The sequence below is a fragment of the Curvibacter lanceolatus ATCC 14669 genome (genome assembly GCF_000381265.1).
Lineage (GTDB): Bacteria > Pseudomonadota > Gammaproteobacteria > Burkholderiales > Burkholderiaceae_C > Curvibacter > Curvibacter lanceolatus.
Window position 1 is genome coordinate 31902 of sequence record NZ_KB906287.1, and the last position, 15901, is coordinate 47802.

The following is a 15901-nucleotide window of genomic DNA, read 5'->3' on the forward strand; positions in this document are numbered from 1 at the left end:
GCCAGCAACCTCACTCAGATCGCGCAGGAACGAAAGCCTACAAAAGCGTCGTCTTCATGCGGCAGGCCGCACCAGCGCCAGCCCGGGTCGCGCAGGCGGGCCCGGCTGGCCAGCGAATGCCCGCGCTGCACCCGGGCCTGCTCCATCAGCGGCCAGGCGTAGTCGCTCCAGGGGCCCGGCTGGGCACCCGGCCAGGGGCGCAGACGGGTGGCGGTCCACTCGTGCACCTCGCCCCAGCGCCAGCCACGGCGGGCGGCCGTGTGGGCGGCCAGATCCCATTCGACCTCGTCGGGCAGGCGCCGGCCGGCCCAGCGGCACCAGGCGTCGGCCTCCCACCAGCTCACATGCACCACGGGGTGGGCCGCGGCCAGCCGCACCCGGCGACCGAAGCGGTTTTGCAACACCGCGCCACTGCTGCCCTGACGCGCCACCCCCATGTGCTCCACATGGCGGGGGGCCGAGCGGCCCGCCTGCCCCTGCAGCCAGGACCAGCCCTCGGGCTGCCAGTGCTCAGCATGGTCGTAGCCGCCATCGTCGACAAATTCGATGTACTGAGCCCAGCTGACCGCCTGGGCATCGATCTCGAACTCGGGCACGGCCACGCTGAGCTGGCCGGGCTCGCCCTCGGGGTGGAAGCCGCCGCTGCGCTGGGGCAGCGTCCAGCGGGTGGCCGGGATCAGCAGCGGGTCGCGCGCCGCCAGCACCGGGGGTTCGGGCAGATCCAGCGGCACGCCCTGGGCCTGGGCCAGGCGGATCAGGCGCTCGCCGATCAGGTCTTCATGGAACAGGGCCAGGCGAAAGAAGTACAGCGAGGCATCGTCTTCAGGCAGCCGGTCCAGCAGTTCGAGCGTCGCCTCCAGGGTGTTCAACAGCCAGGCGCGCACCGTGGCGCGCTGGGGCAAGGCTTCGGCCGCCCGCTGCACGGGGCTGCGCCAGCGCGGGTCCCACAAGCGGTCGGCGGCCGGATCCAGCGAAGGCAGGCGCAGCGGATCGGGCGGACACGTCGGCCCCAGGGCACGCCGGGTGTTGCGCCCCACCCAGTATTCGGCAAACCAGCCCACATGCCCGGCCAGCCACAGCGGGGGCTCCTGCCCCGGCCCGGGCTGCCAGCGCCAGTGACCACTGTCCTCGGCCTCTTCAAAACGCGCCAGCAAGGCCAGCGTGTGGTTGCGGGCATCCATCAGGGCCAGTGACAGCAGCGAAGGCCCGGCCGACCAGAGCTGGGGCGAATCGATGGCGGCCGAAGGGTTCAGAGTGGGGTGAGGCATGGCCGGGGTGGCAGCTCAGGCCACAGGTTCAGAGGAAAAAGAACGCCAGGGCCGCCACCAAGGTCGGTGCCAGCGCCCCCAGCAGCAAGCCGCCGGCGCTGATGGCACCATCGGGGAAGCCGCTGCGCAGCAAGGCCACCCCCGCCGGATTGGGGGCATTGGCAATCACGGTGAGGCCGCCACCGGTGACGGCACCGGCCACCAGCATGTACTTGGCGCTGTCGGAAATGCCCTCGATCAGCGAGCCCAGGTAGGTGAGTGCGGCGTTGTCGGTGATGGCGGTCAGGGCCGTGGCGCCGACAAACAGCGCCGTGGGCGACAGGCCCGAGACCAGGGGCTGCAACCACCATTGCTGCAAGCCCCCCAGCACCACCAGACCGGCCAGGAAGAAGCCCACCAGCAAGCCCTCCTTGATGATCAGGGGCGACTGAAAGCGGCTGTAGGCCTGGGTGTAGCCCAGGAACATCATGAACAAACCCATGAAGATCACGGGATGGTGGGCCATCAACACCACCGCGGCCAGAAAGCCCAGGTGCACCGCCGTCACCACCCAGGGCACGGGCACGCTGAGGTCGCGCGGCGTGCGGGGCGCCTCGGGCTCCTGCAGCGAGCCCTTGATGAAAGCCACCAGCACCGTGGCGTTGATCAGCACGGCCACGGCGGCCTTCCAGCCAAAATGGCTCAGCATGAAGGCCGAATCCCACTGCCAGGCGCCCGCCACCATCAGCACCGGAGGCGCCGCATACGAGGTAAGGGTGCCGCCGATGGAGACATTGACGAACAACACCCCCAGCGCCGCGTACTTGTGCCGCACCGGCACCTCGGGGCGGAACACCGTGCCGGCCAGGGTGAGCGCCGCAATCGTCATGGCCGCAGGCTCGGTGATCAGGGAGCCCAGCAGGGGCACCCCGGCCAGCACCAGCCAGGCCTGGGCCACCGGGCGGCGCAGCGGCAGCACGCCACAGAGGGCCTGCAGCACCGAGGTCACCGCCTCCAGCACCGGGCGCGAGGCGGCCACCACCATGACCGCGAACACGAACAGGGGCTCGGTGTACTGGCGCGACTCGGCATAGGTCACGGCGCTGGCCGGGCCCTGCACCAAGGCCATCAAGCCCAACAGCACGAAGGCCCAGAAGCCGAACACCACCTCGACCTCGCCCAGCAGGTGCAGCAAACCGGCGTGGCGCGGGTAGCGGTGGGCCAGGTGCTCGATGGCGCTGGCAGCAAAGGTATGGACCAGCGCGATGGCGAACACCGCGGCGGCCATCAGGTGAATGGGATCAGGCGACAAAAATACTCCTTGCTGCGGGCCCCTGACGGCAGTCGGGGCGGTGATGGGTGCGGGCACAGGCCGAGGCAGGCCCCGTCGATCCTGGGGGAAACCCGGCCTCAGGTAGTCAGGGTTTTTTCAGTGAGCTGGCGCTACCATTGCCCACCCGCCAAGGTTGCAGACTTGGTGCACCCGCCCCACCGGGTGCTGGGGTATACAGCTCAAAAAATCACTGGAGACACCGCGTGTCAATCTTACTCAAACTCTCTGCGCTGGTGGACTGGATCAGCGTGCGCATGTCGCAGGTGGCCGCCTGGACCGTGTTGTCCGCCGCCATGATCTCGGCCGGCAATGCCTTCATCCGCTATGGTTTTGACATCAGCTCGAACGGCTGGCTCGAAATCCAGTGGTACCTGTTTGCCGCCACCGTGATGCTGGGCGCGCCCGCCGTGCTCAAGTTCAACGAACACGTGCGTGTCGACATCCTGTACGGCAAGCTGCGCGGCAAGGGCCCGGTGGTGGTCGACCTGTTCGGCCTGGTGGTGTTCCTGCTGCCGGTGATGGGCCTGCTGGCCTACCTGAGCTGGCCGCTGTTCATGAAGATGTACCTGACGGGCGAGGTGTCGGGCAACGCGGGGGGCCTGATCCGCTGGCCCGCCATGCTGCTGCTGCCCACAGGTTTCGGCCTGATGTTTCTGCAGGGCCTGTCCGAGGTGATCAAGCGTGTGGCCTACCTGACCGGCCACCTCGAACTCGACACCCGTTACGAAAAGCCGGTGCAGTGATGCCAGCCCCGTGCTGACACCCCCACCCTCAACCACCGGATTTCAGGACTCATAAAAATGCAGATGGAAAACTTCGCGCCCTTCATGTTCGGAGGGCTGGTGCTGGTGATGCTGATCGGGTTCCCGGTCGCGTTCTCACTGGCCGCTCTGGGCCTGGCCTCAGGCTTCTTCGCGATCAGCCAGGGTTGGTTCCCGGCCAGCTACCTGTCGAACCTGCCGCTCAACATGTTCGGCATCCTGTCGAACGACCTCTTGCTGGCGATTCCCTTCTTCACCTTCATGGGCGCGTTGCTCGAGAAGTGCGGCCTGGCCGAAGACATGCTCGACTCGATGGGCCAGCTGTTCGGCCCCGTCAAGGGCGGGCTGGGCTACTCGGTGATCATCGTCGGCTTCATCCTGGGTGCCATCACCGGCACCGTGGCCGGCCAGGTGATCGCCATGGCGCTGATCTCGCTGCCGGTGATGATCCGCTATGGCTACAACATGCGCTACGCCACCGGGGTGCTGGCCGCCTCGGGCACCATCACCCAGTTGGTGCCGCCGTCGCTGGTGCTGATCGTGATGGCCGACCAGCTCGGCCGCTCGGTGGGCGACATGTACAAGGGCGCCTGGGGCCCCTCCATCCTGCAGGTGCTGATCTTTGCCGGCTACACCTTTGCGCTGGGCGTGATCAAGCCTTCGCACATTCCGGGCGTGCCCAAGTCGGCTCGCACCCTGGTGGGCTGGGCGCTGTGGGCCAAGTGCCTGCGCGGCATCATCCCCTCGGCCGTGCTGATCTTCGCCGTGCTGGGTTCGATGGGCGGCCTGCCCGGCATCGACACCGCCATCGCCACACCGACCGAAGCCGGCGCCATGGGCGTGGTGGGGGCCATGGTGCTGGCCGCCATGCACAAGCGCCTGAGCCGTGGCCTGATCTGGGAGGCCATGCAAGGCACCATGCGCCTCACGGCCATGGTGGTGTTCATCCTGATCGGCGCACGCGTCTTCTCGATGGTGTTCCAGGGCGTGGACGGCGCCAAGTGGGTCGAGCACATGCTCAGCGGCCTGCCCGGCGGCCAGACCGGCTTCCTGATTGCCGTGAACGTGTTCATCTTCTTCCTGGCCTTCTTCCTCGACTTCTTTGAGATCGCCTTCATCATCCTGCCCATGCTGGGCCCGGTGGCCGACAAGCTCGGCATCGACCTGGTGTGGTTTGGCGTGCTGCTGTGCGTGAACATGCAGACCAGCTTCATGCACCCGCCCTTCGGCTTTGCGCTGTTCTACCTGCGCGGCATTGCCGACACGCTGTTCAAGGAAGGTCGCATCAAGGCGCCCATCAAGTCGGCCGACATCTACATGGGCTCGATCCCCTGGGTGGTGATGCAGCTGATCCTGGTGGCCGTGGTGATCTTCGTGCCGCAGACCGTCACGATGTTCATCCCCAAAGAGGCCGTGATCGACGTCAACAAGGTGCAGATCGACGCCCCGCCGCCCGAGGCCGAAGACCCCTCGGCCGAAGATGCCGATGCCGAGCAGAAGAAGCTTGAGGAGCTGTTCAAGCCCTCGACCGACAAGCCGGCCGAAAGCAAGTAAGCTCCGACGCCTCTCACCACAGCCCCTGCCCGTCAGGGGCTTTTTCTTGGACCGACGCATGAGCGATCTGACGCCTCAATCCCAGCCCCTGCCCGCCACAGACACGCCGCCCGAGCTGCCCCGCATGGGGCCCCCGCCCTTTTGTTTCGAACCCGCAGGAGGCTCGGTCGAGGGGCCGGCCTTCCCGCGTCTGGTCAAGGCCCTGGCCTTGTTGGTCACCGTGGGTTGCGGGCTCTGGCTGGCCCAGCTGTGGTGGCAGGACCAGCCGGTGCTGCACAGCCGTTCGGCTGGCCTGTGGTTTCTGGCGGCCCAGGCCATGATCAGCTGCACGGCCTGGTTCATCGTGGTCAGCCGCACCCGGCTCGACAGCACCGAGTTGCGCCAGCGCTGGGTGGGCGACAAGGTGATGCCGCTGGCCGACCTGGCCTATGGCAAGCTGATCCGCGTGCGCGGGCTGGAGTGGCTGATCGCCCCCCGGCTCTATGTGCGCACGCTGGGTGGCAAGTTTGCGGTGTTCTACGCAGCCTCGCCTGAGCTGCGCACCGAGTTCGAACGCCTGCTGCGTGAATTGGCCGAGTTCCGCCGCATGTGAGCCTCCATGTGAGCCTCAAAAAAAAACGCACCTGAAGGGTGCGTTCTGCAAGCAGGGTGCCGGCTGGGCCGGCCCCTGGCGCCTTACAGCTTGGCGGTCTGCATGAAGCTGTCGAAGCGCGCTTCGGCGAAGCGGAACCAGAGGATCTGGTCCTTCTGGAAAGCACGGTAGTCGGAGTAGATCTTCTTCCAGTCGGGGTTCTTGGCCTCGAGTTCGGCGTAGATGGCCATCGAGGTGTCGAACGAGGCCTGCAGCACTTCCTTGGGGAAGGACACGACCTTGGTCTTGGCCCCCACCAGCTGCTTGAGCGCGGTCGGGTTCAGGGCGTCGTACTTGGCCTGCATGTCGACGTGGGCATAGGCCGAGGCGGCTTCGATGATGGCCTTGTTTTCGGCCGACAGGGTGTCCAGGGCCTTGTTGTTGATGAAGAAATCGACCTCGGGGCCGCCTTCCCACCAGCCGGGGTAGTAGTAATAAGGGGCCACCTTGTTGAAGCCCAGCTTCTGGTCATCGTACGGGCCCACCCACTCGGCGGCGTCGATGGTGCCTTTTTCGAGGGCCTGGTAGATCTCACCGCCAGGGATGTTCTGGGGCACGCCACCCATGCGTTCGATCACACGGCCGGCAAAGCCACCGATGCGGAACTTCAGGCCCTTGATGTCGGCGGGGGTCTTGATCTCCTTGCGGAACCAGCCGCCCATCTGGGCACCGGTGTTGCCGCCAGCGAAGCTCACGATGTTGTACTTGGCGTAGAACTCGTTCATGAGCTTGCGGCCGTTGCCGTGCATCATCCACGAGGTCATTTGACGCGAGTTCATGCCGAAGGGGATGGCGGCACCGATCGCGAAGGCTTCGTTCTTGCCGAAGTAGTAGTACGGCACGGTGTGGCACATCTCGACCGAACCCTGCTGCACGCCATCGACCACGCCCAGCGGGGGCATCAGCTCACCACCGGCATGCACCGAGATCTCGAACTTGCCACCCGACAGTTCCTTGACCTTCTTGGCGAACACTTCGGCGGCGCCATAGATCGTGTCCAGCGACTTGGGGAAGCTGGAGGCCAGGCGCCAGCGCACGGCCGCCTGGGCATGCACGGCGGGGGCGGCACCAGCGGCCAGAACGCCTGCGATGCCTGCGTTTTTGAGGATTGAACGACGATCCATTTGGTTTTGACTCCGAACTGTGTGAAAAACCCGCAGGCCACTGCCGCAAGCGACAGTCGGTCCTGCAATGAGGAGTCTGGATTGTAGAAAGCGCCCACGCCCCCCTGGCACGGGTTTACCCTGCGATCGGCGCCCGCTTGCGCAAGGCTTCAGGGTTTTGCAAGGATTTGTGAGACACCGCACCCCCACCCTGCAGGCGATCGGATCAGTTCTGATCGGGCGGCAGCACGTAGCGACGCTCAATGGCCTGTCGGATGCCCGCCGCGTCCAGCCCCTGCAGGCTGAGCAGCTTGGCCGGGTCGCCGTGCTCGATGAACTCATCGCGCAAGCCCAATTGCAACACCGGACGCACCACGCCGGCCGCCTGCAGCGCCTCCAGCACGGCCGAACCGGCCCCGCCCATGACGGCCCCTTCTTCCACGGTCACCAGGGCCTCGTGGCTGTGCGCCACCTGCAGCAGCAACTCGATGTCCAGGGGCTTGGCCCAGCGCATGTTGACCACGGTGGCATCCAGGGCTTCGGCCGCTTCGAGCGCGGGGTAGAGCATGGTGCCAAAGGCCAGGATGGCGATGCGCTGCCCCTGACGGCGCAGCTCGCCCTTGCCGAAAGGCAGCGGCTGCAGATCACTGGCGGGCACCGTGCCCACGCCGGCGCCACGCGGGTAGCGCACCGCCACCGGGTGGTTCTGTTGATAGGCCGTGGTCAGCAGTTGACGGCACTCGGCCTCGTCGGCTGGGCAGGCCACGCTGACCTGGGGAACGCAGCGCAGGAAGGGGATGTCGTACGCCCCCGCATGGGTGGCCCCATCGGCCCCGACCAGGCCCGCGCGGTCCAGCGCGAACACCACGGGCAGGTTCTGCAGGGCCACGTCGTGGATCAACTGGTCATAGGCCCGCTGCAAAAAGGTGGAGTAGATCGCCACCACAGGCTTCAGGCCCTCGCAGGCCAGACCGGCGGCGAAGGTGACGGCATGCTGCTCGGCAATGCCCACGTCGTGGTAACGGCCCGGGAAGCGCTTCTCGAACTCGACCATGCCCGAGCCCTCGCGCATGGCGGGCGTGATGCCCACCAGGCGGGTGTCGGCCGCGGCCATGTCGCACAGCCACTGGCCGAAGACCTGGGTGAAGGTCGTCTTGCCGGGCGTGCTGGGCTTTTGCAGGCCCACGGCCGGGTCGAACTTGCCTGGGCCATGGTAGGCCACCGGGTCGGCCTCAGCCAGCTTGTAGCCCTGCCCCTTCTTGGTGACCACGTGCAGGAACTGCGGGCCGCGCAGGTGACGCAGGTTCTCCAGCGTGGGGATCAGCGAGTCCAGGTCGTGGCCATCGATGGGGCCCACGTAGTTGAAGCCGAACTTCTCGAACAGGGTGGCGGGCACCACCATGCCCTTGGCCTGTTCTTCGAGGCGCTTGGCCAGTTCGAACAAGGGGGGCAGCGGCTTGAGCACCGATTTGCCCACCTCTTTGGCGGCCGCATAGAACTGCCCGCTCATGAGCTGGGCCAGGTAGCGGTTGAGGGCCCCCACGGGCGGGCTGATCGACATGTCGTTGTCGTTCAGGATCACCAGCAGCTTGCAGTCGTGCTGCACACCGGCGTTGTTCAGGGCCTCAAAGGCCATGCCCGCACTCATGGCACCATCACCGATGATGGCCACGGCATGCCGGTCCTCGCCCTTTTGCCGAGCGGCAATCGCCATGCCCAGCGCCGCCGAGATGCTGGTCGACGAGTGCGCCGTGCCAAAGGTGTCGTACTCGCTCTCGGCGCGCTGCGGAAAGCCCGACAAGCCCCCCAGTTGGCGCAGCGAGGCCATGCGATCACGGCGCCCGGTCAGGATCTTGTGCGGGTAGGTCTGATGGCCCACATCCCACACCAGCCGGTCTTGCGGGGTGTTGAACACCGCGTGCAAGGCCACCGTGAGTTCGACCGTGCCCAGGTTGGAGCTGAGGTGCCCGCCCGTCTTGGACACGCTGTCGATCACATAGGCCCGCAGCTCATCGCTGAGCTGCTTGAGCTCGCTGCGCGTCAGCCGCCGGAGATCGGCCGGATCGTTCACCTTCTGCAGCAGGGGGTAGCTCGTGGATTGCATCGCGGATTGCTATTTGTTGGTCGAGTTGCCCGGGCGTCCATCATCAGGGCCGATGGGGCAGCTCGTGTTGATTCAGTTGGAACGGTTCACCACCATGTTGGCCAGCGCCGCCAGCGCCTGCGTATCGGGCAGACCGCTGTCTGCCAGGGCGTCCAGCGCATCGTGCAGCAACTCGGCCGCGTAGGCACGCGAACGCTCCAGGCCCAGCAGCGAGACATAGGTGGGCTTGTCCTGCGCCGCGTCCTTGCCGGCCGTCTTGCCCAGCGTGGCCGAATCGGCCACCACATCGAGGATGTCGTCCACCACCTGGAACGCCAGCCCCATGGCCGCACCATAGCGATGCAAGGCCTGCAGTGCAGGCTTCGGACAAGGGCCGCATGCGGCCCCCATCAGCACACTGCCCTGCAGCAAAGCCCCGGTCTTGAGGCGATGCATGCGGCGCAGGCTGGCCTCGTCCAGGGCTTTGCCCACGCTGGCCAGGTCAATCGCCTGCCCGCCGGCCATGCCCTCGCTGCCCGCCGCCCGGGCGAGCAAACGGCACAACACGGCCTGCATGGCATCGGGCACGCTGCCGTCGTCCGGGGTCAGCAATTCAAAGGCCAGCGCCTGCAGGGCATCACCCGCCAACAAGGCACCGGCCTCGCCGTACTGAACGTGGACCGTGGGCTTGCCGCGGCGCAGCACATCGTTGTCCATGCACGGCATGTCGTCGTGCACCAATGAATAGGCGTGGATCAGTTCCACCGAACACGCGGCCCGCAGACCGGCGGCCGGCAAGCCTTGCACGGCCTCCTGGGCGGCCAGCACCAGCAAGGGCCGCAGGCGCTTGCCACCATCGAGCACGGCATAGCGCATGGCATCGCCCAGATTGGCCGGCGCATCCTGCCCCACCCAATCGCTCAAGGCCTGTTCAACCCGCGCCAGATGTGCCTGGCTCCAGGCCCGAACATCCCATTCCATCGTCGATATCGCAGCAGTCATGCCTGCCCCCCCCGGTTTGTATTCATCGCCGCTCTGGCCCTGGCCTTGTTCAAACCAAGGCCGCACGCCCACGAACGCCGACGAACGATGCAAAGGCAACACAGGCAGGACCGTCTGTAGAAAGGCTGGAGGCATGTCAGAGAGCATTAACAGGCAAACCCTGAATTCTAGGCGGTGTCCGGACCGACAGGACCGCGGGTGCACGCCATGGCGGTGCAGGCCGCGTCACAGCGGTGAATGGGTCAATCAGGGTACCCGCTTTTGCGCTGGGTCAGGAAAGCGGAACGCCGCAGGGGCGGCATTGGCGAATCAAGCACCCCCAGGGTACAATCCGCGGTTCCCCTCGCCGGCAACGCCGGTTCCCACCACCGCGCTTCAGCCCGTGGCCTGGCCCCTGGCCAAATGCCCCGGCGCGCTTTTACCTCCCTGTGGGGAGTCTTTAGGTCAGGTCACCCATGTCTGATTTAAGTCTTCAACTGCAGCAGGCCGCAAGCCAACTACCAGTTTCAAGCTATTTTGACGATGCGCTGTTCCAGCGCGAGATGGACATCATCTTCCAGCGCGGGCCCCGTTATGTGGGGCACCGTCTGAGCGTGCCCAATGTGGGCGACTACCATGCCCTGCCGCAAGAGAAGGGCGGCCGTGCGCTGGTGCACACCCCGACCGGCATCGAGCTGGTCTCCAACGTGTGCCGGCACCGCCAGGCCATCATGCTCAAGGACCGCGGCTCGCTGCACGACACCGCCCCGGGCAGTGGCGGCGGCAACATCGTGTGCCCGCTGCACCGATGGACCTACAAGGCCAGCGGCGAACTGCTGGGCGCCCCCCACTTTGCGCACGATCCCTGCCTGAACCTCAACAACTACAAGTTGCGCGAGTGGAACGGCCTGCTGTTTGAAGACAACGGCCGCGACATCGAGGCCGATCTGGCCCACATGGGTCCCCGCGCCGAGCTCGACTTCACGGGCTTCGCGCTCGACCGCGTCGAACTGCACGAGTGCAACTACAACTGGAAGACCTTCATCGAGGTCTACCTCGAGGACTACCACGTCGGCCCCTTCCACCCGGGCCTGGGCCAGTTCGTCACCTGCGACGACCTGCAGTGGGAGTTCAAGGAGCATTACTCGGTGCAGACCGTGGGCGTGTCGGGCGGCTTCAACCGCCCCGGCTCCAGCGTGTACCAACGCTGGCACGAGGTGCTGCTGAAGTACCGCGAAGGCAAGCTGCCCGAGCGTGGCGCCATCTGGCTGACCTACTACCCGCACATCATGGTCGAGTGGTATCCGCACGTGCTGACCGTGTCCACCCTGCACCCCGTGAGCCCGCAGAAGACGCTCAACATGGTGGAGTTCTACTACCCCGAAGAGATCACCGCCTTCGAGCGCGATTTCGTCGAGGCCCAGCAGGCCGCCTACATGGAGACCTGCATCGAGGACGACGAGATCGGCGAGCGCATGGACGCCGGCCGCAGTGCCCTGCTGGCCCGTGGCGACAACGAAGTCGGCCCTTATCAAAGCCCGATGGAAGACGGCATGCAGCACTTCCACGAGTGGTATCGCAAGACCATGGGCGCACAAGGTGCACGCTACTGACGCAGTGCCCAGGCCCTGCATTGACACACAAGCGACCCACGGGTCGCTTTTTTTTCGTAACATCGTGCGTTTTGAGCAATGGCCCACCGGGCCCGCGCCCAGACAACTCTCGAAAGTGAACCCGATGCAGGCGATGTGGATGGTGGTGGCGGCCTTCTTTTTTGCCTCCATGGGGGTGTGCGTCAAGATCGCATCCAGTCAGTTCAACGCCGCCGAACTGGTGTTCTACCGGGGTCTGCTGGGCATCTTCTTCATGTGGGCCCTGGCCCGCTACAGCGGCATCAGCCTGCGCACCCGCTACCCCTTGATGCACGCCTGGCGCAGCCTGGTCGGCGTGACCTCGCTGGGGGCCTGGTTCTATGCCATCGGGCACCTGCCCCTGGCCACGGCCATGACCCTCAACTACATGAGCAGCGTCTGGGTGGCGGCCTTTCTGGTCGGTGGTGCCTTGATGTCCTGGCGCCCATCAGCCACTGAATCGCGCCCCATGCTGCAAGGCCCTCTGGTGCTCACCGTGCTGGCCGGCTTTGCCGGCGTGGTCATGATGCTGCGGCCCTCGCTGCAGGGTGACCAGATGTTTGCCGCCCTGATCGGCCTGCTGTCGGGCATGTGTGCCGCCTTTGCCTACATGCAGGTCATGGCGCTGTCGCGCATCGGCGAGCCCGAAACCCGCACCGTGTTCTATTTCGCCGTCGGCTCGGCGCTGGCCGGCGGCCTGGGCATGGGCGTGGCCGGGGCCTCGCCCCTGAGCTTTCCGAGCGCGCTGTGGCTGCTGCCCATCGGGGTGCTGGCCTCGCTGGGCCAGCTGTGCATGACCCGCGCCTACGCCACGGCACGCAACCAGCGCGGCACGCTGGTGGTGGCCAACCTGCAGTACTCCGGCATCGTGTTCGCCGGCATCTACAGCGTGCTGCTGTTTGGCGACCACCTGCCCCTGGTGGCCTGGGCCGGCATGGCGCTCATCGTGGGCAGCGGCATCGGCGCCACCGTGCTGCGCGGCAAAGCCGCTCCGAACGCACCCGCAGAAGAACACTGAACCCGATGGCCGGTGCCCCGCCCCAGCTCATGGGCCGGGGTAACAACAAATCCGTACCTAACTTTCACGGCACACAAACCACTTACAGCACTTACATCTAAAAAGTCGATTTTTGGCGCTACCTTGTTCACCCCCGATGCCCAGAAGGCCTCCAAGCCGCATACCTCTCGGACATGAACCCAAGGCCCAAGACCTGCCGCACTGCCAGCGGCGCGCCAGACCCGACCCCCTCCCTGCGCAGAGGCCTGGCCGGCCTGACGCCGGAGGCCGGACATCGCGCCCCCGCCACGCCCCTCCCCACACAGCACAGGCCAGCACAGCCGTCACGGCGCCCAGCGCGCCAGATGGTATATGGCCTGCTGGTCTGGGGCTGCAGCGCCGCCCAGGCCACACTGCCTGTGCAGCAGAAGCAGGCATTGATCGATCTCTACCAGGCGACCCAGGGGCCACTCTGGCGCCAGGCTGCCCACTGGTTGCAAGGCGACCCCTGCCAGCAGCGCTGGCAGGGCGTGAGCTGCAGCGCAGACGGCCAGGCGGTGATCGGCCTGCACCTGCCGGGCAACCGGCTGCAAGGGGCCCTGCCCGACTCCTTCACCGCCCTCGACACCCTGGAGTCCCTGGACCTGCGCGGCAACCTGGGCCTGAGCGGGCGCTTGCCGCCCCTCAACGCCCTGCCGGCCCTGACCCAACTGAACCTGAGCTTCAACCAGTTCAGCGGCCAATTGCCCAGCCCTTTGCGCCTGCCCAGACTGCAAAGCCTGGTGCTGAGCAACAACCTGCTGACAGGCCCTTTGTCCGACCTGTCGGGCCTGCCTGCGTTGCAGAACCTGCGCCTCAATCACAACCAGCTCAGCGGCTCGCTGCCGGCCCTGAGCCCGCTCGGCGCCCTGCAGGCGCTTGACCTCAGCTTCAACCAGTTCAACGGCCCCCTGCCCGAGCTGAGTCCGCTGAGCCAGCTCACCACCTTCCTGGCCGACTGGAATCGCTTCCAGGGCCCGCTGCCCAACCCATCCGGGCTGCTCCAGCTCCACACCCTGAGCGCCACCGGCAATCAACTCTCGGGCCCGCTACCGCCTTTGCGCAACCTGCCGGCCTTGTCGGTGCTGGCCCTCAACCACAACCAGTTGTCGGGGCCCTTGCCACGGGTGCTGGACCTGCCCCAGCTGAGCCAACTGAACCTGGCCTACAACCTCTTCACAGGCCCCCTGCCCGACCTGTCTGCGCTGCACCAACTCAAACGCCTGCAGGTCGAGGGCAACCAACTCAGCGGCCCGCTGCCCGAACGCCCAGGCCAGTTGGTCCAGGCCAGCCTCTGTCCCAACCACCTGCAGGACGCCAACCAGGCAGACAAAGCCGCCGAGTCCATCGAACCCGAACCCGAACCCGACTGGCGCGGCTGCGACGAGCCCGCCGCCGGGTCCACGGCGCCCGCCAGCGCGACAGGGACCGAACCCGGCAAACTGCGACGCAGCTCGGCCCCCGGTCGCACGACCGCAGCCGCTCTCAAGGCCGACACGCGCTGCAAGCCCGCCCCCCTGACCGATCAGACCCAGCCACTCCATCCACGCACAGACTGCCCGGCCACCCAGGCGCCACGCCGTGGAGGCGCCACCAGCAAGCCCTGGTCCGAGCCCAGCGTGCTGCCACCCTGGAGCGAATGGATCATGGCCCTCAGCGCCCTGCTGGCCCTGGTCACCATGGGCCTGATCTGGCGCCTGAGCTGGCTCAGCCAGGAGCGCCCCGCGCCCGACACCGAGGACAGCGCGGAGGGCCCGCCCAGCGCACAGGACAGCTGGCTCAACAGCCAGGCGCCGCCACCCAGCGAAAACACACGCCGCTTCCGCCCGCGACCCAGCTGGCCTCCGGCCTGAAGCGTCTGTGACGCAAGGCTTTTCGCTATACGATCACAGCCTCATTGCGTTCCAGGTCCGCCTCAGCTGCCATGCACTCCACCCTCATTTCCGCCGCACAGCTCCAACAGTTGCAAGCCCAAGGCCAGCCCCTGCTGGTGTTCGATTGCAGTTTTGACTTGGCCCAGCCCGAGGCCGGCCGGGCCCAATTCGCCCAGGCCCACATCCCGGGTGCGCTGCACGCCGACCTGGACCTGCACCTGAGCGTGCACGATGCCAGCCCCACCGCGTCGGGTGGGCGCCACCCCCTGCCCACGCGCGAGCACTTTGCCGCCTGGCTGGCCGGGGTGGGCCTGAACCAGAACATGCAGGTGGTCGTGTACGACCGCAGCAACAACAGCTACGCCGCCCGCCTGTGGTGGATGCTTCAATGGGCCGGCCACGGCGCCGTGGCCGTGCTCGATGGCGGTCTGGCGGCCTGGCAGGCCCAGGGCGGCGCCGTCGAGGCAGGCCCGGCTGCAGCCCTGCCTGCTGGCAACTTCGTGCTGCGCGCGCCCCTGCGCCGCCTGGTCACCGCCGCCGAGGTGCTGCAGGCCCTGGGGCACCCCGAGCAGACCTTGATCGACGCTCGCGCCACACCGCGCTTCAAGGGCGAGGTCGAGCCCCTGGACCCGGTGGCGGGCCACATCCCGGGCGCCCTGAACCGCCCCTTCACCGACAACCTCACGCCCGAAGGGCGCTTCAAGCCGGCCGCCGAGTTGCGCACGGCCTTCGAAGGCCTGCTGGCCGGGCGCGCCCCGGCCACCGTGGTGCACCACTGCGGCAGCGGCGTCACCGCCCTGCCCAACCTGCTGGCCATGGAGGTCGCGGGCCTGGGCTCCACCGGCCTTTTTGCCGGCAGCTGGAGCGAGTGGTGCAGCGATTTGCAACGCCCCATGGCCAAAGGCTGAAAAAAGATCGATTTATTTTTGGCAATCCTTGGAAAACCGGCCCTTGTGGCCGGTTTTTTTTGGCATCGCCTCGCAGCAGGTCCGCTCCAATGGCGGGGCCCGCTGTCCCTGCATGCCATGTCAGAAAAAACCTGACAAGCCCGGTAAAAAACCAGACAAAGCACACATCCGTTACCTGACTTAATTTTCTTTTACGGGATCTTCACAATCCATTTCAACGGATCGCGAAACCCTGCATGAGGCAGCGACAGCGGCTCCGTACAAAGGAGTTTGACCATGACCAGCGAACAAATGCTTGCCGAGATCCGCGAAGCCAACCTCACCTACCTGATGCTGGCCCAGTCCCTCATCCGCCTGGACAAGGCCGAAGCCATCTTCCGCCTCGGCCTCAACGAAGAGTCCGCCGACATCCTCTCCGCACTCTCCCCCTCCCAGGTCATGAAGCTCGCCTCGCGCAACACCTTGCTGGCACGCTTCCGCGTCGACGACGAACTCGTCTGGAGCCTGCTCACCAACCACAACACCCAGCAAAAGGTCGGCAACGAAGCCACCAACAAGCTGCACGCCAACATCCTCATGGCTGGCCGCCTCGCAGAAATCCTGTAAGCAGCCTGCAGCTTCCGACCGACCTTGCCCCCGGAGACCCTCATGAGCACCTCTTTCGCCACCGCCGCCGAGCCCAGCACCGCCGCTGCCCCTGCCGCTGCCGCCAAGGCCCCCGCCAAGAGCGTGCTCAACGAGTCCCGCCAGATCGAGCGC

13 protein-coding genes are annotated in these 15901 nt (G+C 66.5%); 8 read left to right on the top strand and 5 right to left on the bottom strand.

Annotation, left to right across the window (positions count from 1 at the left end; genetic code table 11):
- Positions 1–14: 14 nt before the first annotated feature.
- Together F624_RS0130220 and F624_RS0130225 are read right to left on the bottom strand one after the other, a co-directional pair.
- Complete coding sequence (locus tag F624_RS0130220) at positions 15–1268, bottom strand: SUMF1/EgtB/PvdO family nonheme iron enzyme (RefSeq protein ID WP_019578118.1); 1254 nt, start codon at positions 1266–1268, stop codon at positions 15–17.
- Between the two features lie 28 nt (positions 1269–1296).
- Positions 1297–2535, bottom strand: a complete 1239-nt coding sequence (locus F624_RS0130225) for a putative Na+/H+ antiporter (protein WP_019578119.1) — start codon at positions 2533–2535, stop codon at positions 1297–1299.
- Positions 2536–2783: 248 nt separating this feature from the next.
- On the opposite strand from F624_RS0130225, the gene F624_RS0130230 reads away from it, so the two are divergent.
- Genes F624_RS0130230 through F624_RS0130240 form a run of 3 tightly spaced genes read left to right on the top strand, consistent with a single transcriptional unit; the run spans position 2784 to position 5487 of the window.
- A complete protein-coding gene (locus F624_RS0130230; protein WP_031256788.1) occupies positions 2784–3323 on the top strand; it encodes a TRAP transporter small permease subunit in 540 nt (179 codons plus the stop codon).
- A 57-nt stretch (positions 3324–3380) separates the two neighbouring features.
- Positions 3381–4895 (top strand): TRAP transporter large permease, encoded by a 1515-nt coding sequence (locus tag F624_RS0130235; protein WP_019578121.1) that lies wholly within the window; start codon positions 3381–3383, stop codon positions 4893–4895.
- Positions 4896–4953: 58 nt separating this feature from the next.
- The gene (locus F624_RS0130240; RefSeq protein WP_019578122.1) at positions 4954–5487 is read left to right on the top strand and encodes a hypothetical protein; all 534 of its coding nucleotides are present in this window, start codon (positions 4954–4956) and stop codon (positions 5485–5487) included.
- Between the two features lie 83 nt (positions 5488–5570).
- Here the strand turns inward: F624_RS0130240 and F624_RS0130245 are convergent, their stop codons facing one another.
- The 3 genes from F624_RS0130245 to F624_RS0130255 all read right to left on the bottom strand — a co-directional run bounded on the left by F624_RS0130245 (position 5571) and on the right by F624_RS0130255 (position 9693).
- Positions 5571–6650: a TRAP transporter substrate-binding protein gene (locus tag F624_RS0130245; protein WP_019578123.1), complete on the bottom strand. Its 1080-nt coding sequence runs from the start codon at positions 6648–6650 to the stop codon at positions 5571–5573.
- A gap of 205 nt (positions 6651–6855) precedes the next feature.
- Positions 6856–8733: a 1-deoxy-D-xylulose-5-phosphate synthase gene (gene dxs, locus F624_RS0130250; RefSeq protein ID WP_019578124.1), complete on the bottom strand. Its 1878-nt coding sequence runs from the start codon at positions 8731–8733 to the stop codon at positions 6856–6858.
- A gap of 72 nt (positions 8734–8805) precedes the next feature.
- The gene (locus F624_RS0130255; RefSeq protein ID WP_019578125.1) at positions 8806–9693 is read right to left on the bottom strand and encodes a polyprenyl synthetase family protein; all 888 of its coding nucleotides are present in this window, start codon (positions 9691–9693) and stop codon (positions 8806–8808) included.
- A 476-nt stretch (positions 9694–10169) separates the two neighbouring features.
- On the opposite strand from F624_RS0130255, the gene F624_RS0130260 reads away from it, so the two are divergent.
- The 5 genes from F624_RS0130260 to flhD all read left to right on the top strand — a co-directional run bounded on the left by F624_RS0130260 (position 10170) and on the right by flhD (position 15748).
- Entirely contained in the window at positions 10170–11306 is a 1137-nt protein-coding gene (locus tag F624_RS0130260; RefSeq protein WP_031256790.1) for an aromatic ring-hydroxylating oxygenase subunit alpha, read from the top strand.
- A gap of 124 nt (positions 11307–11430) precedes the next feature.
- Positions 11431–12342, top strand: a complete 912-nt coding sequence (locus F624_RS0130265; RefSeq protein ID WP_019578127.1) for a DMT family transporter — start codon at positions 11431–11433, stop codon at positions 12340–12342.
- 344 nt (positions 12343–12686) lie between these two features.
- On the top strand, positions 12687–14213 hold the full coding sequence (locus F624_RS33750) for a leucine-rich repeat domain-containing protein (protein ID WP_019578128.1): 1527 nt from the start codon (positions 12687–12689) through the stop codon (positions 14211–14213).
- Between the two features lie 71 nt (positions 14214–14284).
- A complete protein-coding gene (locus F624_RS0130275; RefSeq protein WP_019578129.1) occupies positions 14285–15142 on the top strand; it encodes a sulfurtransferase in 858 nt (285 codons plus the stop codon).
- Between the two features lie 276 nt (positions 15143–15418).
- Complete coding sequence (flhD, locus tag F624_RS0130280; protein WP_019574875.1) at positions 15419–15748, top strand: flagellar transcriptional regulator FlhD; 330 nt, start codon at positions 15419–15421, stop codon at positions 15746–15748.
- The last annotated feature ends 153 nt before the right edge of the window (positions 15749–15901 follow it).

Excerpts from the sequence above, each read along its gene's own strand:
- F624_RS0130220 (WP_019578118.1), bottom strand. The coding sequence starts at position 1,268 with ATGCCTCACCCCACTCTGAACCCTTCGGCCGCCATCGATTCGCCCCAG.
- F624_RS0130225 (WP_019578119.1), bottom strand. The coding sequence starts at position 2,535 with ATGGCCGCCGCGGTGTTCGCCATCGCGCTGGTCCATACCTTTGCTGCC.
- F624_RS0130235 (WP_019578121.1), top strand. The coding sequence starts at position 3,381 with ATGCAGATGGAAAACTTCGCGCCCTTCATGTTCGGAGGGCTGGTGCTG.
- F624_RS0130240 (WP_019578122.1), top strand. The coding sequence starts at position 4,954 with ATGAGCGATCTGACGCCTCAATCCCAGCCCCTGCCCGCCACAGACACG.
- F624_RS0130245 (WP_019578123.1), bottom strand. The coding sequence starts at position 6,650 with ATGGATCGTCGTTCAATCCTCAAAAACGCAGGCATCGCAGGCGTTCTG.
- dxs (WP_019578124.1), bottom strand. The coding sequence starts at position 8,733 with ATGCAATCCACGAGCTACCCCCTGCTGCAGAAGGTGAACGATCCGGCC.
- F624_RS0130255 (WP_019578125.1), bottom strand. The coding sequence starts at position 9,693 with ATGGAATGGGATGTTCGGGCCTGGAGCCAGGCACATCTGGCGCGGGTT.
- F624_RS0130260 (WP_031256790.1), top strand. The coding sequence starts at position 10,170 with ATGTCTGATTTAAGTCTTCAACTGCAGCAGGCCGCAAGCCAACTACCA.
- F624_RS0130265 (WP_019578127.1), top strand. The coding sequence starts at position 11,431 with ATGCAGGCGATGTGGATGGTGGTGGCGGCCTTCTTTTTTGCCTCCATG.
- F624_RS33750 (WP_019578128.1), top strand. The coding sequence starts at position 12,687 with ATGGTATATGGCCTGCTGGTCTGGGGCTGCAGCGCCGCCCAGGCCACA.
- F624_RS0130275 (WP_019578129.1), top strand. The coding sequence starts at position 14,285 with ATGCACTCCACCCTCATTTCCGCCGCACAGCTCCAACAGTTGCAAGCC.
- flhD (WP_019574875.1), top strand. The coding sequence starts at position 15,419 with ATGACCAGCGAACAAATGCTTGCCGAGATCCGCGAAGCCAACCTCACC.